Source organism: Aeromonas rivipollensis (assembly GCF_010974825.1).
In the GTDB taxonomy this organism is placed as follows: Bacteria; Pseudomonadota; Gammaproteobacteria; order Enterobacterales; family Aeromonadaceae; genus Aeromonas; species Aeromonas rivipollensis.
Window position 1 is genome coordinate 257,567 of sequence record NZ_JAAILA010000007.1, and the last position, 21,469, is coordinate 279,035.

Annotated in this window: 22 protein-coding genes and 1 pseudogene; 11 read left to right on the plus strand and 12 right to left on the minus strand. The window is 64.6% G+C overall.

Annotated features, from left to right (window positions below):
* Nucleotides 1-14: 14 nt before the first annotated feature.
* Nucleotides 15-551, plus strand: a complete 537-nt coding sequence (locus G4923_RS04945; RefSeq protein ID WP_162520041.1) for an MgtC/SapB family protein — start codon at nt 15-17, stop codon at nt 549-551.
* Between the two features lie 60 nt (nt 552-611).
* On the opposite strand, the gene G4923_RS04950 is transcribed toward G4923_RS04945, so the two are convergent.
* Together G4923_RS04950 and G4923_RS04955 are read right to left on the minus strand one after the other, a co-directional pair.
* A complete protein-coding gene (locus G4923_RS04950; RefSeq protein ID WP_163135801.1) occupies nt 612-2,228 on the minus strand; it encodes an alpha-amylase family protein in 1,617 nt (538 codons plus the stop codon).
* A gap of 124 nt (nt 2,229-2,352) precedes the next feature.
* The gene (locus tag G4923_RS04955) at nt 2,353-2,625 is read right to left on the minus strand and encodes a DUF2442 domain-containing protein (RefSeq protein ID WP_025325517.1); all 273 of its coding nucleotides are present in this window, start codon (nt 2,623-2,625) and stop codon (nt 2,353-2,355) included.
* A 264-nt stretch (nt 2,626-2,889) separates the two neighbouring features.
* Between G4923_RS04955 and G4923_RS04960 the strand changes: the two genes are divergently transcribed.
* Nucleotides 2,890-4,854: an LTA synthase family protein gene (locus G4923_RS04960; RefSeq protein WP_163135804.1), complete on the plus strand. Its 1,965-nt coding sequence runs from the start codon at nt 2,890-2,892 to the stop codon at nt 4,852-4,854.
* Nucleotides 4,855-4,911: 57 nt separating this feature from the next.
* Here the strand turns inward: G4923_RS04960 and G4923_RS04965 are convergent, their stop codons facing one another.
* Entirely contained in the window at nt 4,912-5,382 is a 471-nt protein-coding gene (locus G4923_RS04965; protein WP_025325515.1) for an Lrp/AsnC family transcriptional regulator, read from the minus strand.
* A 160-nt stretch (nt 5,383-5,542) separates the two neighbouring features.
* Here G4923_RS04965 and G4923_RS04970 point away from each other — a divergent pair, with 160 nt between their 5' ends.
* A complete protein-coding gene (locus G4923_RS04970; protein ID WP_163135806.1) occupies nt 5,543-6,061 on the plus strand; it encodes a phosphatase domain-containing protein in 519 nt (172 codons plus the stop codon).
* A 174-nt stretch (nt 6,062-6,235) separates the two neighbouring features.
* On the opposite strand, the gene metA is transcribed toward G4923_RS04970, so the two are convergent.
* Nucleotides 6,236-7,183, minus strand: coding sequence for a homoserine O-acetyltransferase MetA (gene metA / locus G4923_RS04975; RefSeq protein ID WP_163135808.1), 948 nt, complete (start codon nt 7,181-7,183; stop codon nt 6,236-6,238).
* Nucleotides 7,184-7,327: 144 nt separating this feature from the next.
* Between metA and G4923_RS04980 the strand changes: the two genes are divergently transcribed.
* A complete protein-coding gene (locus tag G4923_RS04980) occupies nt 7,328-8,566 on the plus strand; it encodes an HD-GYP domain-containing protein (protein WP_163135810.1) in 1,239 nt (412 codons plus the stop codon).
* A gap of 27 nt (nt 8,567-8,593) precedes the next feature.
* Nucleotides 8,594-9,757, plus strand: coding sequence for a competence/damage-inducible protein A (locus G4923_RS04985; RefSeq protein WP_163135812.1), 1,164 nt, complete (start codon nt 8,594-8,596; stop codon nt 9,755-9,757).
* Between the two features lie 7 nt (nt 9,758-9,764).
* On the opposite strand, the gene G4923_RS04990 is transcribed toward G4923_RS04985, so the two are convergent.
* Complete coding sequence (locus tag G4923_RS04990; RefSeq protein WP_106885138.1) at nt 9,765-10,280, minus strand: metal-dependent hydrolase; 516 nt, start codon at nt 10,278-10,280, stop codon at nt 9,765-9,767.
* 413 nt (nt 10,281-10,693) lie between these two features.
* Between G4923_RS04990 and G4923_RS04995 the strand changes: the two genes are divergently transcribed.
* From G4923_RS04995 to G4923_RS21220, 4 genes and pseudogenes are all read left to right on the plus strand, one after another.
* Nucleotides 10,694-12,358, plus strand: coding sequence for a DUF342 domain-containing protein (locus G4923_RS04995; RefSeq protein ID WP_338120436.1), 1,665 nt, complete (start codon nt 10,694-10,696; stop codon nt 12,356-12,358).
* 126 nt (nt 12,359-12,484) lie between these two features.
* On the plus strand, nt 12,485-13,294 hold the full coding sequence (gene yidA / locus G4923_RS05000) for a sugar-phosphatase (RefSeq protein WP_163135814.1): 810 nt from the start codon (nt 12,485-12,487) through the stop codon (nt 13,292-13,294).
* Between the two features lie 365 nt (nt 13,295-13,659).
* Nucleotides 13,660-14,430 (plus strand): gamma-glutamyl-gamma-aminobutyrate hydrolase family protein, encoded by a 771-nt coding sequence (locus G4923_RS05005; protein ID WP_163135816.1) that lies wholly within the window; start codon nt 13,660-13,662, stop codon nt 14,428-14,430.
* A 94-nt stretch (nt 14,431-14,524) separates the two neighbouring features.
* A pseudogene (locus G4923_RS21220) lies at nt 14,525-14,679 on the plus strand (gamma-glutamyl-gamma-aminobutyrate hydrolase family protein); the annotation flags it as partial.
* Here G4923_RS21220 and G4923_RS05015 read toward each other — a convergent pair.
* From G4923_RS05015 to lptM, 7 genes are all read right to left on the minus strand, one after another.
* The gene (locus G4923_RS05015) at nt 14,676-15,080 is read right to left on the minus strand and encodes a hypothetical protein (RefSeq protein ID WP_163135898.1); all 405 of its coding nucleotides are present in this window, start codon (nt 15,078-15,080) and stop codon (nt 14,676-14,678) included. The pseudogene G4923_RS21220 and the gene G4923_RS05015 sit on opposite strands and share 4 nt — an antisense overlap.
* A 92-nt stretch (nt 15,081-15,172) precedes the next feature.
* Nucleotides 15,173-15,883: an HAD-IA family hydrolase gene (locus G4923_RS05020; RefSeq protein WP_163135818.1), complete on the minus strand. Its 711-nt coding sequence runs from the start codon at nt 15,881-15,883 to the stop codon at nt 15,173-15,175.
* A gap of 204 nt (nt 15,884-16,087) precedes the next feature.
* A complete protein-coding gene (xerC, locus tag G4923_RS05025; protein ID WP_163135820.1) occupies nt 16,088-17,041 on the minus strand; it encodes a tyrosine recombinase XerC in 954 nt (317 codons plus the stop codon).
* Nucleotides 17,034-17,714, minus strand: a complete 681-nt coding sequence (locus tag G4923_RS05030) for a DUF484 family protein (RefSeq protein ID WP_162627239.1) — start codon at nt 17,712-17,714, stop codon at nt 17,034-17,036. Before G4923_RS05030 ends, xerC begins: the two co-directional genes overlap by 8 nt.
* A gap of 228 nt (nt 17,715-17,942) precedes the next feature.
* Complete coding sequence (dapF, locus tag G4923_RS05035; protein ID WP_106885144.1) at nt 17,943-18,773, minus strand: diaminopimelate epimerase; 831 nt, start codon at nt 18,771-18,773, stop codon at nt 17,943-17,945.
* 161 nt (nt 18,774-18,934) lie between these two features.
* Nucleotides 18,935-20,185, minus strand: coding sequence for a diaminopimelate decarboxylase (gene lysA, locus G4923_RS05040; RefSeq protein WP_042649014.1), 1,251 nt, complete (start codon nt 20,183-20,185; stop codon nt 18,935-18,937).
* A gap of 20 nt (nt 20,186-20,205) precedes the next feature.
* Nucleotides 20,206-20,412 (minus strand): LPS translocon maturation chaperone LptM, encoded by a 207-nt coding sequence (gene lptM / locus G4923_RS05045; protein WP_139746205.1) that lies wholly within the window; start codon nt 20,410-20,412, stop codon nt 20,206-20,208.
* A 73-nt stretch (nt 20,413-20,485) separates the two neighbouring features.
* Here lptM and cyaY point away from each other — a divergent pair, with 73 nt between their 5' ends.
* Nucleotides 20,486-20,800, plus strand: coding sequence for an iron donor protein CyaY (cyaY, locus tag G4923_RS05050; RefSeq protein ID WP_106885146.1), 315 nt, complete (start codon nt 20,486-20,488; stop codon nt 20,798-20,800).
* A 14-nt stretch (nt 20,801-20,814) separates the two neighbouring features.
* Nucleotides 20,815-21,468 (plus strand): alpha/beta hydrolase, encoded by a 654-nt coding sequence (locus G4923_RS05055; protein WP_163135822.1) that lies wholly within the window; start codon nt 20,815-20,817, stop codon nt 21,466-21,468.
* Nucleotide 21,469: the final 1 nt, after the last annotated feature.

A 21,469-nucleotide genomic window follows, 5' to 3' on the forward strand; every position in this document is an offset into this window, starting at 1 on the left:
CGGCAGAGGTGGGTATGATGACAACGCAGTGGTGGGACATAGCGCCCCTTGGCTGGAACAACATTCTGGCCTGTCTGGTGTGTGGCGGTCTGGTCGGGCTGGAGCGTCAGTTGCACGGCAAGCCGGTCGGCATTCGCACCTCCTCCCTCATAGTGCTCGGCACTTACTGCTTTCTCGCCATCGGCGCCGCCGTCAGCCCGCAGTCTGCGGATCAGGCGCGGGTGCTGGGCCAGCTCATCACCGGCATCGGTTTCCTCGGCGCCGGGGTCATGATGACCCGGGATGGTCAGGTGCTGGGGGTGACCTCGGCCGCCACCATCTGGATGCTGGCCGCCCTCGGGGCCCTGATCGGCATGGGAATGCTGCACCAGGCGGTGCTGCTCACAGGCGTGACCCTGGGGATCCTGGTGGGGGTTCACTACCTGGAGACCAGCTTCAAGAGCCTGCGCCGCGGGGTGCACAACCGGCTGGAGCACTGGCGCAACGGCAACGAGCGCGGCGTGCCGGCCAGCCCCCGTCAGGAGGAGCTCGGCAGCGGCCTCGAGAAGTGACCCTGCCGCCAGCTGGCAACAAAAAGGGCTCCTGCGGGAGCCCTTTTGCTGTTTGCCGTCTTATTGCAGCAGCAGGAAGCGGCCGGTGAGGGGCGGCAGATCTACCGTCAGGCTGCTGCCCCCCATGGCCAGGCGCTCGCCGCTCTGCAGATCCACCAGGGCGCTGCCGCTGCGCAGCTTGGCCAGAGGCAGGCTGTAGCTCTGGGGCGTGGTGGAGACGTTGAGCAGGTAGACCACTTGCTCGGCCGCCGTCTGCTTGATGTCGCCATAGACACTGCCATCGGCCACCAGCTTGACTCGCTCCCCCTGATAGAGAGCGGGATGGGCGGCGCGCAAGGCCAGCAGCTCGCTGAGCCACTGCTTGAGCTCGGCCTGCTCGCCGCTCGGGGTGAAGCCGGTGACACCGGGCACCTTGCCGTCGCTGCGGGCCACGTGATCGTCGCACAATCCCTGGGCCGCACAGTCACCGCTCACCTGGGCAGCAAAGCCCGGCACCTCGTCGCCAAACTCCTCGCCGTAGTAGAGGGTGATGGGGCCGGAGCGGGCCGCCAGGAAGCTGAAGGCCGCCTTGTGGCGCTGCCAGTAGTCCGCCTGATTGAAGTTGCCGCGCTCCAGCAGATCGCCGAAGCGCACCAGATCATGGTTGCCCAGCATCAGGTTCGGCATGGCGTGATTGGGGTAGTTCTCCACCTTGTTCCAGCTGGCATCGAGCACGCTGGCGCCCTGCCCGCCTTTGCCGGACTCCTCCACCGCCAGCGCCTGCACCAGGCCGTAGCGCAGCGGGAAGTCGAACGCCGAGGAGAGCGCCGGGTTGTCGCTGCTGCCATAAGCCTGGGCCCGGATCTCGTCAGCTCCCTTCCACACCTCCCCGACCAGGTAACCGAGGGTGCCCCACTGCTGGCCGGCGGCCTTGCGCGCCGCGCTGGCCTGCTCCACCTCGGTGCGAATGGCGCGCCAATCATCCAGCCCCAGCTGATAGGCCTGATCGAGGCGCCAGCCGTCGATGCCGTACTGCTGGACCCAGTAGCGGGCCACCTCCTTGAAGTAGGCGAGGCTCTCGGGCTGGCCGTAATCCACCAGCTGGCCCGGATAACCGGCACCGCCGCTCTTGAGGGCAGGCAGACGACCCTCGGGGGAGGGCTTGCTCACCCCCACCTTGTTGACGTGGCCGAAGACGCCGTCGAGGAAGACATAGAGGCCCCGTTGGTGGGCCGCCTCCACCAGTTTTTTCAACTGGGCGTTGCTGCCGAAGTTGGGGTCCACGTTGAAGAAGTCGCAGGCGAAATAACCGGTGGCATCCAGCCTGTCGTCCCCGGCCTGACCGGCGCAGGAGTCGAACACAGGGGTGAGCCAGATGGCGTTGACGTTGAGGCTCTTGATGTGGTCCAGGCTGTCGATGATCCCTTGCAGATCGCCGTTGTGCCTGGAGGGGCCGTAGCCGACGCCGTAATTGGCACTGCCGTCGCCATCGACGAAGGACTCCACCATCACCTGATAGGTTCTCAGGTTGCAGGTGGGCTTATCATCGCCGTAGCAGGCGCGACTGTCCGAGGTGGGGGGCGGATTGACCACGGGGGGCTGGGTCTCGCCGCTGGATCCCCCGCCGCCACTGCCGCACGCTGTCAGTAACAAGGCGGCCCCGATCAGGCCGCCATGGCGCAACCTTCCTTGTTTCATTGTTATCTTCCCGCTGTGGTGGTGCTGGCGCAAAATGCGCCACCCTGAGGCCATGATAACGGCCTCGCCAAAGCGGGTCTGTGACTGAAAACGTTACCTGGCTCAACGAGTTAGCCCATCACTCTCAGCCCGGATTGCGATCCGGGAAGGCCTCGCGCTCGTCGATGGGGGCAATCAGGTGATAGACCTCCTGGGCCGACAGGGTGCAGCCCGAGGGCCACTCCAGCTGGTGGCGGCGATTGATGAAGACCCGGGCACAACGCCGCTCAGTATCCAGTGCCGCGAACAGGGGCTGGCTGCGCCAGGGGGTCAGGTCCAGCACCCCGGTGGTGCCGTCAGAGAGCACCACGAACAGGCACCAGCCGTGCACATACTCCACATCGATAAAGACCGGCATCCCTTCGGCTCCGATTGAGAAAATCCGGTGCCATTATAGGCAAGCCCCCCTTCCCCGCTTTGCTGTGGGGATCACACTTCTTACAGCCGTTTATCTCGCACCGGTCAGAGGACTCCGTCACAATGATTCCATTGCAGCTGAAGTGCCTTCGTCTTTTTCCTGTCCCGTACGCAACCTTTCCCAGCCCCCATTGTCATAACCCTGCAATATAAAAAAAGCTGTCCTCGGATGGGCATCAAAAAACAGGTTTTATCAGGAAAAACAATGACAAAAATAAGAGATTGGCTGGGTCCATTTTGGCCCATCGCCATTTTTTCGGTGATCGCGCTCATCGCCCTCTCCGCCAGCCGGGCAGGCCTGGGGCTCTGGCAACAGGAGCGGGTCGATGCCGTCGCCGGTTGGTCAGAGATGCTGCTGCAGGGATTGCGCGTCGACTTCGCCACCCTCTGCTGGCTGTGGGGCGTGCCCGCCGTCTTCACCCTGCTGCTGGCCGGCCCCCATGCCCTGGGCCGCGCCTGGTTGCAGCTTATCCGGGTCTGGCTGACCCTGGGGCTCTGGCTGATGCTCTTCCTCGAGATCTCCACCCCCGCCTTCGTCACCGAATACGGGGTACGCCCCAACCGCCTCTATATCGAATACCTCATCTACCCGAAGGAGGTGCTCGCCATGCTGTGGGCGGGCCGCAAGGGCGAACTGCTGCTGGCCCTGGTGTTCAGCCTGCTGACCCTGGGGGGCGGCTGGTGGCTGAGTGGGCGCCTGATGCGGCACCTGAGCTTCCCGCGCTGGCATCTGCGCCCGGCCTTCGCCCTGCTGATCCTGGCCATCGGCTTCCTCGGCGCCCGCTCCAGCTTGGGGCACAGGGCCCTGAACCCGGCCATGGTGGCGTTCGCCAGCGATCCCCTGGTCAACGCCCTGACGGTCAACTCCGCCTACTCCCTCTTCTTCGCCATCAAGCAGATGAGCAACGAGGAGAGTGCCGGCGAATTCTACGGGGAACTGCCCAGAGAGCGGATCCTGGAACTGGTGCGCGAGGAGAGCGGCCGCCCCGGCCAGGACTTCAATTCCGAGAGCCTGCCCAGCCAGACCTTCAACGAAGCCAGCCATGGCGGCAAGCCGAAGAACCTGGTGATCCTGCTGCAGGAGAGTCTGGGCGCCCAGTTCGTCGGCTCCCTCGGCGGCCTGCCCCTGACCCCCAACATAGATGCGCTGTCCCGGGAGGGATGGGCGTTCGAGCAACTCTACGCCACCGGCACCCGCTCGGTGCGCGGCATAGAGGCTGTGCTGACCGGCTTCACCCCGACCCCGGCCCAGGCCGTGGTCAAACTCGGCAAGAGCCAGACCAACTTCTTCACCATCGCGGATCTGCTCAAGCAGCGGGGCTATGACACCAGCTTCATCTACGGCGGCGAGAGCCACTTCGACAACATGCGCAGCTTCTTCCTCGGCAATGGCTTCACCACCATAGTCGAGCAGAAGGACTTCAAGAACCCTGTGTTCGAGGGCTCATGGGGCGCCTCGGATGAAGATCTCATGGCCAAGGCCAACGACACCTTCGAGGCACTCCACAAGCAGGGCAAGCCCTTCTTCAGCCTGGTATTCAGCTCCAGCAACCACGATCCCTTCGAGTTCCCGGACAACCGCATCTCCCTCTACGAGCAGCCCAAGGCGACCCGCAACAACGCCGCCAAATATGCGGATTACGCCGTCGGCGAGTTCTTCAGGAAGGCCAAGGCATCGAACTACTGGAAGGACACCCTGTTCCTGGTCATCGCCGATCACGACAGCCGGGTCGGCGGCGCCAGCCTGGTGCCCATCCCCCGCTTCCATATCCCTGGAGTCATAGTGGGAGAGGGCATAGCGCCGAAACAGGATAGGCGCATCGTCAGCCAAATAGACATGGCGCCCACCCTGCTCTCCCTGATGGGCATAAGCGCCGATTACCCCATGCTGGGCAAGGATCTGACCCGCATGCCGGCGGACTGGCCGGGGCGCGCCATCATGCAGTACGACAAGAACTTCGCCCTGATGCGGGGCAAGGATGTGGTGATACTGCAACCCGAGCGGGCGGCGGAAGGCTTCGTCTATGACGATGCCAGCGAGACCCTCACCCCGGCCCCGCAGCCGGATGCCATGAAGGACGCCGCTCTGGGCCTGGTACTCTGGGGCAACCTGGCCTACCAGCAGGGGCTCTACCAGACGGCGCCGGACGACAGGCTCGCCCTCAACTGACACGATGCAGAAACGAAAAAACCGCCAACTGGCGGTTTTTTGCGGCTTCCCTGGCGCTCAGGGGTGAGTGAAGCAGGGCAGGGAGCGGCTGAACCTGTGCTCGAACACCAGGGAGGTCTCGAGGTGCACCACCTCTTCCCGGGAGGTGAAGTGATCGAACACGAAATTGCGCAGGTGCTCGGTGTCGGCGACGCAGAGGTGCACCAGGAAATCATCCTTGCCACCCATGTGAAACAGGCTGATCACCTCGGGCAACGCCAGTATGGCATCGCGAAACGCATCTATGATCTGCCGGCTGTGGCGCGCCAGCTGCAGGGAGACCATGGCCTGGATATGGCCGCCCAGGGCCTGATAATCCACCTCGCAGTGAGCGCCCTTCAACACCCCGTCCTGTTGCAGCTTGCGCACCCGCTCCAGGCAGGTGGAGGGAGCCACCCCGACCAGGGCCGCCAAATCCTTGTTGGTCATGCCCGCATCGCGAAACAGATGGGCCAGGATGTCCAAGTCCAGTTGATCCAGGTTTCTCATCTCTACTCCTTCCATCGCTCAATTTTTTTAGACTCTGCCCGTAAACCGGGCCGAACACAACGCAGATTGACATCGCACCCGCGCCCTCTATGCTGTGCCGCACTCAAACAGGGGGCCAACAAGTTCGTTTGACACCCGCCTAGCACCGACAAGGATCCTCATGCTCAGTGCCCACCCCTTCTGGAGCCTGGAGGTTCCGCGCCTCGACGGTCAGCTGTTGCTCACCCCCTGCCCCGGCAACCAGCAGGTTGCCATGCCCCTCGCCCTGGCCCAGTTGCAGCTGGCCGGTGCCGGCGGTGTGCTCACGCTGATGACGAAGGATGAGCTGGCCGCACGCGGCGCAGATTCCCTCGGCTCACTGGTCAAGGCCAGGGGCATGGCCTGGTTTCACCTGCCCATAGCGGACGATGAGGCCCCCGATGAAGCCTTCGAGCAAGCCTGGCCCCCCGTGCTGCCGCAACTGCTCGCCCTGCTGCGCGAGGGCCGGCACCTGGCCATTCACTGTCACGGAGGGAGCGGCCGCACCGGGCTGGTGGCGGCCTTGCTGCTGATGACCCTGGGCCGGCCCCAGCCGGAGGCCATGGCCGCCATCCGGGCCAGGCGGCCCGGCGCCTTCACCCTGGCCTGCCACCGTCACTGGCTCGACACCCGTGGGCGACGGCTGGCCGGGGCAGACTAAAGGGTGCCCTGGCCCTTGGGCTGCTGATTGACTAGTGAACATCTTGCCCGATAGCGGGCCATAACGGGTGCGCCAGCCCGATGACACCTAGCCCTTGGGCGACTCATAGCTGAACACCTTGCCGATGTCCTCCAGGCGATGGCGGACCATCGCGGGTAAGCCAGCCCGAGACACCTAGCCCTTGGGCTGCTCGTAGGTGAACACCTTGCCGATGTCCTCCAGCCGATAGCTGGTGAGCTGATAGACGTAGTAGTTGAGCCAGTTGGAAAACAGCAGGTGGCCGTGGCTGCGCCAGGTGGCGCGCGGAGTCTGGCCGGGATTGTCGTCCAGGTAGTAGTTGACCGGGATGACGGGGGTGAGGCCCGCCGCCAGATCCCGCCGGTACTCCCCGTCCAGGGTCAGGGCATCGTATTCCGGGTGGCCGGTGACGAACACCTGGCGGCAATCCTTGGTCGCCGCCAGATAGACCCCCGCCTCCTGTGACTCGGCGAAGATCTGCAGATCGGTGTGGGCGCGGATGAGGTCACCGTCGAAGGCCGCATAGCGGGAGTGGGGTGCGACGAACTCGTCATCGAAGCCACGCAGCAGCGGCTCGTGCTCATCGAGGCGATGATGGCGATAGACCCCTGACAGCTTCTCGCCGTGGGTCTGCTTCTCCATGCCGTAGAGCGCCTTGAGCGCCGCCTGCACCGCCCAGCAGAGGAACAGGGTCGAGGTCACATGCTGATGGGACCACTCGATGATCTCGACGATGCGCGGCCAGTAGACCACCTCCTCGAACTCCACCAGCCCGAGCGGCGCCCCCGTGATGATCATGCCGTCGTAGTTGTTGCCACGCACCTGCTCGAAGTCGTGATAGAAGTTCTCGAGGTGCGCCTGGGGTGTGTTCTTCGACTCCCGATCGTCGATGCGCAGCAGATCCACATCCACCTGCAACGGCGAGTTGGAGAGCATCCGCATCAGCTGGATCTCGGTCTCTATCTTCTTGGGCATCAGGTTGAGGATGAGCACCCGCAGCGGACGGATGTTCTGGGTGACGGCCCGGGATTCCGTCATCACGAAGATGTTCTCCTGCCCCAGCACTTCGGCGGCGGGCAACTGGTCCGGGATCTTGATCGGCATGCTGACTCCCTGTACTGCATCGGTAAATATGTCTGGACATCTAGAAGCCTATAATAAAGCGCTCATCCTGTCATCAGATACCTTTTGTATTCACCCCTGCCTTTGACTAGCATACGGCTCTGTGTGTCTCTCGTGCCCAACCCCATGACAGGAATCAAGATCTCCGTAGACCGGCTGCAAGTCGGCAATTACGTCTCCCTGCCACTGGGATGGCGCGAGCACCCTTTCCTGTTTTCCAGCTTCAAACTCAAGAGTGAAGAGGAGATAGAGCTGATCCGTCGGCTCGGTCTCAAGCTGGTGACCATCATTCCCGACAAGAGCGACGCCCCCCCCAAGCCCCTCGATCAGGTGCAGCCCGCACCGGATGGCACTGACGATCTCGTCGGCCGCCAGCAGGAGATGCAGCAGGAGAAGGCCAGGCGCATCGAGCAGTTGCAGCGCTACCGTCGGGATCTGCAGCAGTGCGAGAAGCATTTCCAGCAGTCCCTGGCCCAGGTGCGCAACCTGATGGGCAAGATCCAGTCCCGCCCCCTCAACGCCATCAATGAGGCCCAGGAGCTGATCAACGCCATGACGGAGCAACTGCTGTCGGTGGACGAGATGGTGCTGCACCTGGTCTCCGACAGCGCGGATGGTAACAGCCTCCAGTTCCACTCCCTCAACGTCAGCGTGCTCAGCATGCTGCTGGCCAGGGAGTGCAAGTTGCCGGCCGAGGCTATTCGCCAGGTCGGCATGGGAGCCCTGTTCCACGACATCGGCAAGCTGAAGATCCCGAGCCAGATCCTGCGCAAGACAAGCCCCCTGACCAAACCGGAGCAGAATCTGATGGCCCAGCACCCGCGCTATGGCCTGGAGCTGCTGAGCCTGGCCAGCGGTTTCCCTGAGCCGGCGAAGCGCATAGTGCAGTACCATCACGAATATCTGGACGGCAGCGGGCCACAGGGGCTCAGGGGGGATCAGCTCGACCCCCTGACCCAGATAGTGTCCCTCATCAACGAGTACGACAACCTCTGCCACCTGCAGGCCAAGGTGCCCTACTCGGCCCTCGGCAACCTCTACAAGCAGCGCAAGGCCCAGTTCAACACCGACCACCTCGGCATGCTGATCCGCCTGATGGGCATCTACCCGCCCGGCAGCGTGGTGCAGCTCTCCAACGGCCAGGTCGGGCTGGTGATGTCGGTCAACGCCTCCCGCCTGCTCTACCCCGCCGTGCTGGTGTACGATCCCCGCATCCCGCGCCAGGAGGCGGCCATCATAGATCTCGAGCAGGCCGAGCTGACGATTGCCAAGGTGATCCACCCCAAGCGACTGCCCCCGGCGGTGTTCGAGTACCTCAACCCGCGCACCCGGATCAGCTACTACTTCGAGCACAACAAGCCCTGATTGGGGTCCACCATCCAAGGAGTCTGCATGCGTATCGAGATCATCAGCACGGGGGACGAGATAGTGACCGGCCTGGTGGTGGACACCAACGCCGCCTGGCTCAGCGCCCTGCTGCTGGAGCAAGGCTGGCAGGTGCGCCGCCGCCTCACAGTGGGGGACAACCTCGCCGATCTGAAGGCCGCCTTGCAGGAGAGTGCCAGCCGGGCCGAGGTGGTGCTGGTGTGCGGGGGCCTGGGCCCCACCGCGGATGATCTCACCGCCCAGGCAGCGGCCGAGGCCTTCGGCCAGCCCCTGACCCTGTTCCCCGACTGGCTAGCCACCATGGCCGAGCGCTACGCCAGCCGGGGCCGCACCATGGCCCAGAGCAACAGCAAGCAGGCCTGGCTGCCCCTGGGCTGCGAGATCCTCGACAACCCGGTCGGCACCGCCTGCGGCTTCCTGGTCAGCCACCCGGCCAGCCACGGCCAGAGCCGGCTCTTCTTCACCCCGGGCGTGCCGTTCGAGTTCAAGCAGATGGTACGCGAGCAAATCCTGCCGCGCCTCAAGGCGCTGGCGGGGGAAGAGACGGACACAGAGCTGCGCCGCTTCTATACCTTCGGCATCTCGGAGTCCGCTCTCTCGGACAAGCTGGATGCGGCGCCCTGGCCCGCCGGCATCGAACTCGGCTACCGCTCCTCCATGCCCCTCATCGAGCTGAAACTCATCGGCCATGGGGCCAGCGCCGCCGACATGGCGGCAGCCGAGGCGCGCCTGCTCGGGGAGATAAGTCCCTGGCTGGTGGGACGGGGGAACGAGGAGTCGGCGCAGCAGATCCTGGCCCTGCTGGGGGAGCGGCCGCTGTGGCTGCAAGAAGGCGAGAGCCGGGGCGCCCTGCTGGCCATGTGCCACCCCCATCCGGTGCTGGAGGCCAGCTTCAGCCACAACCTCCCGAGCGAGCTCGACCAACTGACGGGGGGCGGACGGGAACCCAGCCTGACCATAGGCAGTGCGGGCCCAGGCGGCGTACCGCTGCTGCTGTGCGCAGACGGCCAGCGAATCGGCCAGACGGTGAAGCTAAGTCACCCGGATCCCGAGAGCGGCCGCCGGATCCTCGCCTTCGCCGCCCTCGACATGCTGCGCCGTCACCTGCAGGGCCTGCCGGTGCTCGCCGACTACCTCACCCTGACCAGAACCGCCCGCCGCATCGACTGATACCGGGCTAGAAGGCGCCTAAGCCCGCGCTCCCATGCACCCAGTACCCGGCGAGCGCCAGGGTCAGCAGGCAGAAGGCCTTCTCGTAGCCCCCGCCGCTCTTGAGGGGCAGGCCGGGCAGCCGAAAGCGTCGGCGCCAGGGCCAGAACAGGGGAATGCCCGCCGGTGTGAGCCAATCCCCGAGCAGGTGGCTGAGGTAGCCGACGATGAGGGCGTCCTTCATCACCCCGGACAGAGGGCCGGGTGCCTGAAACTGCGCCAGCCCCCATATCCCCAGGCCCACCGCCAGCAGGCTGTGGGTGAAGCCGCGATGGCCGAACAGGCGGGAGAGGGGCCCCGAGATCCAGGGCAGTTGCCGACCGAGCAGGGACTGGGGGTGATCGAGATCCGGCAGCAGGGCACTGGCCAGGGCCATGGGCACTATGTGCCACAGGCTGCCTTCGGCTAGGGCCGGAGTGAGTTCGACCTTGTGGGCAAGCAAGGCGCAGGTAACGGAAAACAGCAGGTGGCCTTGGGCGGTCATGGGGCTCGTTCGGTTGGACAAGAGGGCAGTATGGTCGGCAGCGACCGGCGTCAGCGCCTCGGGGCGGCGGCAGATTAAAATCCCTTGAACCGCCTCTGGCAAGGTGAATCGTATCGCCACCCTGAACTTGATGCCCGTCGGGGGCGGCAGTCGGTGAAATAGTCAGCAGATACCGCCAAGAACACCTCATTTGACACTCAGCAAGCCGCCGCGCCTTCGCCATCGGCCCAACTCCCCGTCACACAGGATTTCCTCAACCCGGCTCACCCATTTGCACTCGGCTCGTTGACCCGGACGACGAAATGTCAGAATACTGCGGTTCTTGGCCGCCCCGGCGGCATCGACTCTTGGCAAGGATCCCGCCCCCGGCCACAGGGGGGCTAGCCGGATCGGGACAACGAAGGAGGATCCCGGTGTTAAGCAAAGCGTGGTTTCAGCTGTCGGCAGACATGACCTATGTCTGTCTGCGCATTACCCCGGGTCTCACCGAGCCCGTCCAGGAGCAACATGTCCTGGCCCTGCTGCGGCTCTCCAACTGCCGACGCTATCAGCCCCTCGACGAGGGAATCCGGCAGGCCGTCGCCCTGCTTAACACCCTGCTGACCCAGCCGGACGCTCCCCACCACCCTCCCGTACCCATAGCCCAGCGGCAGGATGCCCGGCTCCTCGTGCTGGTCGACAAGGATCAGATGAGCGCCAGCGCCCAGATCACCGCCGACTGGGGCGGCAGCCCCCTGACCCTGGCGCAGTTGCAGGAGGCGGTGGCGGCGAGCCCAATCAAGCAGGGGGTGAGCGAGCGGCTGCTCGCCGCCGCCATCAAGGCCGCCAGCGAGGCGGCCCCCGGCGCCCGACTCAACCCCGTCATCGCCCTGGGCAAGGCGGCCAGACATGGCCAGGATACCCGGCTGGAGCGGCTGGTGGAGACGGCGGCGGAGCGGATCCTGAGGCCCCAGGAGGTGGACCACGGCAAGGTGGACATGCGCGATCTCGGCACCCTGCTCACCGTCAAGGCGGGCGCCCCCCTGATGCGGCGCCACCCCGCCACCCAGGGCATAGACGGCTTCACGGTGACTGGCCAGGTGCTGCCGGCCCGCCACGGCAAGGAGAGCGCCATGACGGCGGGAGAAGGAACCTGTTTCTCCCCCGAGGACCCGGATCTGCTGCTGGCGACCCGTGCCGGGCTACCTTGCCAGGAGCGGGCCGGCATGAGGGTGGACGAGGTGCTGAGCGTCAAGCAGGTCGACATCCGCCACGGTCACGTCATGTTCGAGGGCTCCCTGCTGGTCACCGGGGACGTCATGCCCGGCATGCGGATCAAGACCAGCGGCGATGTGGTGATAGGGGGCTTCGTCGAGGGGGGCTATATCGAATCCGGCGGCACCATCACTGTGCGCAACGGCATCATAGGGCGCAAGCTGGAGGGGGACCAGTACCTCTGCCACCTCAACGCCGGGGGCGAGATCCACGCCAGCTATGCCCAGTACGCCAGGCTGGAGGCCGATGGCGACATCCATATCCAGAGCCAGCTCAGCCACAGCTATTGCCGCAGCGGCCAGGACATCAGGGTCGGGGACAGCGCCATGCGCAAGGGCCACCTCATCGGCGGCATCAACATCGCCAACCGGCTCATCATGGCGCCCGTGCTCGGGGCTTCGGCGGCGAACCGGACCCGGCTGCAGATCCTCGGTGGCTACTTCAGCCACAAGGAGCAGGAGCAGGCCCTGCGTCAACGCAAGCAGGCCTGCCGGGAGCAGCTCGACAAGCTGCAGGATCTCATCCTGCGGCTGCTGCAACTGCCCGGTGACAAGCGCAATCCCGAGACCCTGAAGAAGATCAAGGAGCTCCGCACCCGTCAGCTGGACGAGAGCAAGTCCCTTGACGAGCAGCTTGCCGAGGCGCAGCGCGAGCTGCAGGCCCTGATGGCCAACATGGACATCATCGCCACCCAGCGCCTCTTCCCCGGTGTCGAGGTGGAGATGGCCCATCACCACAACAGGGTCGACATAGAACACGGCCCCATCCACTTCGCCATCCGGGAAGATCAACTGCAGTTGACCCCTTACGAGGGCCAGCACTGAGAGGCGCAGTCAGAGACAGTGCCGCCCATGCAACCCTTCAACTCGTGATCCCGACGGCGATTTTCGCTACACTCGGCCTCCCCTTGGCCCCATAGGGCGGGCCGGCCAGACTCAGGTAGTGAGAAGATGTACAAGCTGATCGCATTGGATATGGATGGCACCCTGCTGAACCCGCACGGTCAAATAACCCCCCGCACCCATGCCGCCATCGCGGCCGCCCGCGCCCAGGGCGTGACAGTAGTGCTGACCTCGGGTCGCCCGCTGGAAGGCATGACCCCCTATCTGGCCGAACTCGGCCTCACCGGTCAGGATGACTACGTCATCTGCTACAACGGCGCCCTGGTGCAACAGGTTGCGGATCAACGCATACTGCGCAGCCAGCTGCTGACCGGCAGCGACGCCAGCGCCATCGCCCATCTCGCTTCTGAGCTGGGGGTCAACGTCCACGGCTTCTCCGTCCGCCAGGGCCTCATCAGCCCCAGGGTCAGCACCTACACAGAGCACGAGTCCCAACTGATCAAGATGCCGATCAACCTGGTGGACTTCGCCACCCTGCCCGCCGACGAGCAGATCATGAAGGTGATGATGATAGACCCCGAGCCCCAGCTCTCCCGCGCCATCGCCCAGTTGCCCGCCGAGCTCTATGAGCGCTACACGGTGGTGCGCAGCTCCCCTTACTTCCTCGAGTTCATGAACAAGCGAAGCAACAAGGGCACCGGCGTGGCCGCCCTGGCGGAGCACCTGGACCTGGACGCCTCCCAGGTGATCGCGGTGGGCGACGCTGGCAACGACCGCCACATGATCGAATATGCCGGACTCGGGGTCGCCATGGGCAACGCCACCGACGAGATCAAGGCGCTGGCGCAACACACCACGGCCCGCAACGACGAGGACGGCGTGGCCAGGGTGATAGAGCAGTTCATCCTCAATGCCTGAATCGACGAGGGGCCTGCGGGCCCCTTCTGCTATCCGGCCATCAGGGCCGAATGTTTAATATATCCACCACACCTTTCCCCCAAATGCCCGCCAACTGCCGCTAAAGCCCCTGATGCAGGGACTCAAGCTGGCTCAGTCGCCACTAGATTTAACATTAACGCATCATTTCGTTTGACATATTGAACGGCCTTGGCAGACTGGGATCGGGATCCAGGCTGTCATCGCCCAGGCTGACCGACGATTCTGGCACTGTGGCACGACCCTGATCCCATGACCATGCCTTGAGGCATGCCCTTGCGAGAGTGACGCGGCAAGGGCCTTCCCAAGGCGCAGGATGAGACCGCCAAGGATAGCCAAGGTGACCTATGCCCAACCCCAGTTCCCATTCCAAACCCGTCGTGTTGATGACCATGGGGGCCCAGGCCCGCAGTGGCCACGCCTACCAGGTAATGACCCACAAATACATCACCCCCCTGGTGGAGCTCAGCGGCTGCGTGCCCCTGCTGGTTCCCACCTGCTGCGGGACAGCTGATCTGGAACAGTATCTGGATCTCGTCGATGGGGTCTACCTGAGCGGGGCCGGATCCAACATAGATCCCGCTCTCTACGGCCAGGAGAACCTGACCCCGGAGAAGGCCCAGGACAGGGACAGGGATCTGTTCGACATAGCCCTGGTGCGCGCCGCCCTCGATCGGGGACTGCCCCTGCTCGGCATCTGCCGCGGCATGCAGGAGATCAACGTGGCGCTGGGCGGGGATATTCATCAGAAGGTCTATTGCGAGCCCGGCTATGCGGATCACAGAGAGGATGCGGACGATCCCGTGGAGGAGCAGTATGGCCACAGCCACCAGGTGAGTCTGGTGCCCGGCAGCTGGTTTGCCGACCTGATGGGGGAGGCGCAGATCCCGGTCAACTCCCTGCACGGCCAGGGGATCAAGACGCTGGCCAAGGGGCTGGCCCCGCTAGCCCATGCCGAAGACGGGCTGATCGAAGCGATCCACGCCCCTGCCCTCTCCCCCTTCCTCCTGGCGGTGCAGTGGCACCCGGAATGGAAGGCGAAAGAGAACCCCCACTCCATCAAGCTGTTTAGCGCCTTCGGCGACGCCTGTCGTCAGTATCGGCAGCGGGTCGGCTAGTCGCCGAACCCCTTGCCCTTCAGCTTGGACAGGGCCCCGCGATCCGGGCGCAAGGTGTGACAGACATCCAGCGCCGCTGGCCCATGTCTAGGGTGGCTTGATCGAGGCTATTCATGCCACGCTCCCACCCTCTTTCTCCTGGCGGTGCAGTGGCGCCCTGAGTGGAAGGCGAAAGAGAACCCCCACTCCATCAAACTGTTTAGCGCCTTCGGCGACGCCTGTCGCCAGTATCGGCAGCGGGCGGGCTAGTCGCCGAATCCCTTGCCCTTCAACTTGGGCAGGGCCCCGCGATCCGGGCGCAGGGTACGGCAGACATCCAGCCCCTTGAGGCCCCGCTGGACATGGTCAGGGGCCTGCCCCAGCACCATGCCATTGCCGCGATAGAGCCGGGCCTCTTCCAGCTCGAACAGCTCGCCGCCGATCAGCAGCTGTTCGCGGCCATCGACCACCTTGCCCCGCTTCAGGGGCAGGGTCATGTCCACCAGTATCTCGCCGGTGGCGCACCCTTCACGCCAGCGGGCCTGATCCGAAAAGGGCGAAGTGGCGATATCCCGCCAGGATCCATCCCTGAACTCCATCCGGTAGTGGTCGCTAAACAGATCGCAGCCCGCCAGCACCATGGGGATGGCCAACCAGATGACACTCTTCATTCCACTCACGCCCAGCACTCCCTTGTCAGTCCGCGCCAAGGATAAATAAATGGCCTCGCCTGCGCATCTCTTTCTCTGCCCCTCTAGCAGGATCAGAGCAGCAGCCCGGCCAGCTCGTCGAGGGTGGCGAGCTCCACATCCGGCAGCAACTGCAACGACTGCCAGGGCAACCGGCGCTCGTTGAGCCAGGCGGCTTTGAAGCCGTGCAACCTGGCCCCCAGCACGTCCGTCTCGGGATGATCCCCCACGTGGAGTATCTGGCCGGGGGCGAGCCCGAGGGCCTGCTGCACCTGCACGAACATGTCCGGCGCCGGCTTCATCCTGGCCCCGGCCCCCGCCTTGCAGACCAGGGTGAAGTAGTCCGCGAGGCCAGCCTGCACCAGATCCAGGTTGCCATTGGTGATCACAGCCAGAGGGTAGCGTTCCGCCAGGCGAGCCAGCAGGGCGTGAGTTGCCTCGCTCACCTCTATCTTCGAGCGCTCGGCGAGAAAGGCGGCGAACACCCGCTCTGCCTCCTGCTCCGCCCGGGAGGCGGCCATGCCCCCCTGCACCATGGCCTCGCGGATGCCGTGCTGGCGCGCCAGGCTGACGTCCTGGCTCAGCTCGGGCCGGGCCAGCAGCAGGTTGCGCTTGAGCTCGAGCCAGCGCGGCTTGTCCAGCATGGCGGTGGCCAGGTATTCGCTGCGCAGGTGGCTCAGCATCCACTGCTCGGCCCGCGCTATGGCGGGGCCGTTGTCATAGAGGGTGTCGTCAAGGTCAAACGAGATGGCGGCCACCGGCTGCCAGCGACGGTAGAACTGCATGGTCATTCCTCTTTATGGGGCTGTTCCCGTTACCTGTTGTCAAACCCATTCCCCTCATCCCCAAGCCTTCTCCCACTAGGGGAGAAGGGAGCAGAACCATTCGAGCACAGTCGCTTTTACTCATCTTCCGGGGTAGCGGGATCCCGTTTGGCCCTCGCGAATGGTGCGCTGTCATTCCCTTGGCCCCTTGATAACTGGCAAAGCTCACTCATCTTCCGGGGTGGCAGGATCCCGTTTGGCCCTGGGGTGGGCGCTGTCATACACCTTGGCCAGATGCTGGAAGTCGAGGTGGGTATAGATCTGGGTGGTGGAGAGATCGGCGTGGCCCAGCAGCTCCTGCACCGCCCGCAGATCGCCGGAGGACTCCAGCATGTGGGTGGCGAAGCTGTGGCGCAGCTTGTGGGGATGAACGTGGGCATTGAGGGCCTGCTTGTTGCCCCAGCCGTCGAGCCGCTCCTGTACCGAGCGGGCCGACAGTCGCTGCCGGCGCTTGGAGACGAACAGCGCCTCCCCCTCTTCCCCCGCCAGCAAGGGCCGCACCTTGAGCCACTTCTGCAGCCACTCCACCGCCATCCTGCCCATGGGCAGCACCCGCTCCCGCGACCCCTTGCCGGTGACCCTGAGCTGGCGCTCATCGAGCTTCACGTCCGCGAGGTTGAGCCCCACCAGCTCGGCGAGGCGCAAGCCGGAGGAGTACATCAGTTCCATGATGGCGCGATCCCGCACCGCCAGCGGATCCTGCTCGTCGGTGATGTTGAGCAGCTGGTACATCTCGTCCACGTCGAGGTTTTTGGGCAGCGGCCGCCCCTGCTTGGGGGTGACGATGCCGCGGGCCGGGTTGGCAGGGAGCCGCCCCTGGCGCACCTGCCAGTCGCAGAAACTGCGCAGGGCAGAGACCTTGGTGGCGAGCGATCGGGGGGCCAGGCCGGCCTTGTGCATCCGGGTCACCAGGCTGCGCACCTGGCTCGCCTCGAGTCGGGCCCAGTCATCGACCCCCAGCCTGACCAGCTCGGCGGCCATGGCCTCCAGATGGGCCTGATAGTTGCTGCGGGTATGAGGGCTGAGCTGGCGCTCGACCCTCAGGTATTCGATAAAGGCGGTGAGTTCCCCCGCCAGGGCGGGAGGCAGGGGGGCGGCGGGGAGGGGTGCCTTAGCCACGAACCAGCTCGGGCAGACGCAGTTGCAGCAGACGCCCCAGCTGACCCAGCAGCAGGGTGTCGTTGTGGGGGGTGAAGTGGCTGGGATCCGAGCTGGCGAAGGCCAGCACGCCGAGATCCCCGAGCCGCATCAGGGCCACGGAGTTGACCAGCACGTCGCTGCCAAACAGCGCCTGCTTCTCGCTCTGGTTGAGCCGGCCGAAGTAGTAATCCGTCCCGGGCAGCCGCTGGCCCAGCAGCTGGTCGAGCTGCTTGCCGTCCGCAAGGAAACGCTGCTCGGGGCCAGTCAGCTGGAATTTCTTCGGGCTGAGCCAGAGCCGCAGGCCAGTCAGCCGCAGCCGCTGCACGAAGGCCTTGCCCATCACGGCGCTCAGCTCGAACAGGGTCTGGCAGCCATACAGCTCGCCATAGAGATCCGCATAGACCCGGAAAATCCGCTCGTTCTCACTGGCGATCCCCATCAGTTCGGTGATCTCCTGCTCCAGCTGCTCGATGCGCTCGCGCTGTCTGTCCAGCTGGCGCTCCACCAGGGAGATGGTGCCCTTGTGCTCATGGGGAATGCGGATCCTGTCCAGCATGGCCCCGTGGCGCTGGAAAAACTCGGGGTAACGGGCCAGGTACTCCAGCACTGTGGCTTCGTCCATCAGTGATTCCTGCCGTTTGAGTTCGCTCATAACTTGGTTGATCCATCCGAAAAAGGGGCACAGGGCCCCGACATTACCGTTTGGCTGCGCGGAGGACGTCCCCGCTCGATGCCTATCACTCTATCTGGCCGTCGAACACGTGTTCGGCCGGGCCCGTCATATGCTCGACTGGCCCGCTCACTGGCTTACAACTCTATCTGGCCATCAAAGACATGCTCGGCCGGGCCCGTCATATGCTCGGCTGGCCCGCTCACTGGCTTACAACTCTATCTGGCCATCAAAGACATGCTCGGCCGGGCCAGTCATGTAGACCGGCTGACCCGGCCCCTTCCAGGCGATGGTCAGCTTGCCCCCCGGCAGGGTGACGGTGACCCGCTCTCTGAGCTTGCCCTGGCTGATGCCGAGCACCACGGCCGCACAGGCGCCGGTGCCGCAGGCCAGGGTCTCCCCCACCCCGCGCTCGAACACCCGCAACTTGATCTCGCTGGCGCTGACCATCTCCATGAAGCCGACGTTGACCCGCTCGGGGAAACGCTCGTGGCGCTCCATGATGGGGCCCAGGGTCTCCACCGGAGCATCGGCCACCGAGGGCACCTCGATGACGCAGTGGGGATTGCCCATGGAGACGGCACCGCACATCACAGTGTGATCCTGCGCCCGCAGCAGGTAGGTCTTCTCCGCCTTCTGGGCGCGAAACGGGATCTTGCCCGGCTCGAACTGGGGCACCCCCATGTTGACCGTGACCTGGTTCTCACCCTCCAGCTGCAGGGTGATGCGGCCACGGGCCGTGCTGACCGCGATGCGATCCCGGTTGATCAGCCCCTTGAGGCGCACGAAACGGGCGAAACAGCGGGCACCGTTGCCGCACTGCTCCACCTCGCTGCCATCGGCATTGAAGATGCGATAGTGGAAGTCGAGCTCGGGATCATAGGGCGGCTCCACCAGCAGCAGCTGATCGAAGCCGATGCCAAAGTGGCGATCCGCCAGCTTCTTGATGACGTCGTTGCTGAAAAACACCTTCTGGGTGACGCCGTCCACCACCATGAAGTCGTTGCCCAGGCCATGCATCTTGGAAAACTCAATCAACATCTTTTTTCCCTGCGCCGTTCAGGCCGTAACGAAAGTCGCCAACCACCCTGAAGTCGTTGTCCAACCCCCCATGCATCCTGGAAAACTCAATCAACATCGCGCGTTCCTGTCTCACCGTTTATCACGCTCTCACCTGGAGGAACGCTGAAAATCCATATAGCTCAAGGCAGCAGGTGCTCGCCTCGCCAGAGGTCGGCGAGCTGCTCCCGCTCACGAATGAGGTGGGCCTGGTCACCGTCCACCAGTACCTCGGCCGCACGGGGACGGGTGTTGTAGTTGGAGGACATGGTGAAGCCGTAAGCGCCGGCGGAGCGGACCGCCAGCAGGGAGCCCTCGGCAATCGCCAGGGTACGCTCCTTGCCGAGGAAGTCACCGGTTTCACACACGGGGCCCACCACGTCGTACAGCGCCTTCTCGTGGGTCGTGCGGCTGTCCACCTCTATGATGTTCATCCAGGCGCCGTAGAGGGAGGGGCGCAGCAGATCGTTCATACCGGCGTCGATCAGCGCGAAGTTGCGAGTCTCGCCGGGCTTGAGGAACTCGACCCGGGTCAGCAGCACGCCGGCGTTGGCGACTATGGCACGGCCCGGCTCGAACAGCAGGGTCAGATCCCGGCCCGCCAGCTTCTGCTTGAGCGCCTCGGCGTACTCGGTCGGGTGCGGTGGCTGCTCGGCGCCATAGTTGACCCCCAGGCCCCCGCCCACGTCCAGGTGATGGATATGGATGCCTTCGGCCGCCAGCTCGTCGATCAGCTTCAGCAGCTTGTCCGCCGCCTCCATAAAGGGATTCAATTCAGTGAGTTGAGAGCCGATGTGGCAATCCACCCCCTTGATCTCGATGTGGGCCATGGCCGCCGCCTTGCGATAGATAGCGGGCGCCTGCTCTATGGGGATGCCGAACTTGTTCTGTTTCAGACCGGTGGAGATATAAGGGTGAGTGCCGGCGTCTATGTCGGGATTGACCCGCACCGAGACGCGCGCCTTCTTGCCCATGCTGCCAGCGACCCGGTTCAGGCGCTCCAGCTCGGCTTCCGACTCCAGATTGAAGCAGAGGATCTCTTTCTCCAGCGCGAGGCGCATCTCGGCCTCGCTCTTGGCAACGCCGGAGAAGACCACCTTGGCCGGATCTCCCCCTGCCGCCAGCACCCTGGACAACTCCCCGCCGGAGACGATGTCAAAACCCGAGCCCAGGCGGGCAAGCAGGTTGAGCAGCGCCAGGTTGGAGTTGGCCTTGACCGCGTAGCAGATCAGATGGGGAATGTCCCCCGCCGCCTGATCGAAGGCGTGCCAGTGGCGCTCCAGGGTGGCGCGGGAGTAGACATACAGCGGGGTACCGTACTGGTCGGCGAGCTGTTGCAGGGGAAGCTGCTCGGCCTGAAGCTGGCCGTCGGCGTCGTAGTTAAAGTGATCCAAGGGGGCGGTTCCTTCCTAGATTATTGCGGCGCGGCCTCGGAGGCCGGTGTGGCGGTCGCAGGCGAGGCGGCTTGAGGTGTACTCTCTGTCTTGGGCTGTGCCGGTGCTTGCTCAGTGGCGGCGGGCTGCTCGGCCGGTGGCATGTAGAGTGGCCCCGTCAGGCCGCAGGCGGCCAACCCGAACGACAGCGACGCGGCAAACAGGCACTTGGTAAACTGGGTAATCATAATGGTTCGCTGCGAAAAAATTTTTGGCCCTCTATAATCGCACTCACATTGTTAAAAGCAACAGGATAAACCGATGAAGGATCACGAGTATCACGCCCTGACCGACGCCTTTTTCCAGTATGTGGAAGACGTTATCGACGAGGGGTATCCGGATATCGACTGCGAGCGAGCAGGCGGTGTGCTGACCTTAAGCTTCGAGAACAAGACCAAGGTCATCATCAACAAGCAGGAGCCCCTGCACCAGATCTGGGTGGCCACCCGCGAGAACGGCTTCCACTTCGAGCTGCGCGGTGACAGCTGGATCGACAACCGCTTCGGCGACGAGCTCAAGGCCCTGCTGACCCGGGCCTGCACCACCCAGGCGGGCGAGCCCGTCCAGTTCCCATGATGACAGAGTCTCCCATGATGGATCTGCATCCCCAGGGCGCCCGTCATGCGGTGATCTGGCTGCACGGGCTGGGGGATTCCGGCGCCGGGCTCGCCCCCCTGGTCGATGCCCTGGCGCTGCCCGCCACCCTGCCGGTCCGTCACCTGCTGCCCGATGCACCTGAGCGGCCCATCACCATCAACATGGGCTACAAGATGCGCGGCTGGTACGACATCAAGAGCTTCGACGACCCGGCGGACCGCGCCGTGGAGTCCCATGTACGCGAGTCCGCCGATCGTATCGCCGCCCTGCTGGATCGGCTGGTGGCCGAGGGCTTCGCCCCAGGCAACATAGTGCTGGCGGGCTTCTCCCAGGGGGGCGTCATCGCCTCCTTCACCGCCCTGCGCCATCCGGCGCCACTGGCGGGCCTGCTCTGCATGTCCACCTATCTGGCGGCACCCGAGCAACTGGTCGAGGAGATGAGCGAGGCCGCCCGCGCCCTGCCCATCTGCTACATGCACGGCATCTATGATGACGTGGTGAGCCTCTCCATGGGCTGGGATGCCAAGAACCGGCTGGAGGCGGCGGGCCTCAGCCTGGAGTGGCACGAATACCCCATGCGCCACGAGATCTGCCGACCCCAGCTCGCCGACATCCGCCACTGGCTGCTGGCGCGCCTCGGCGCCTGAT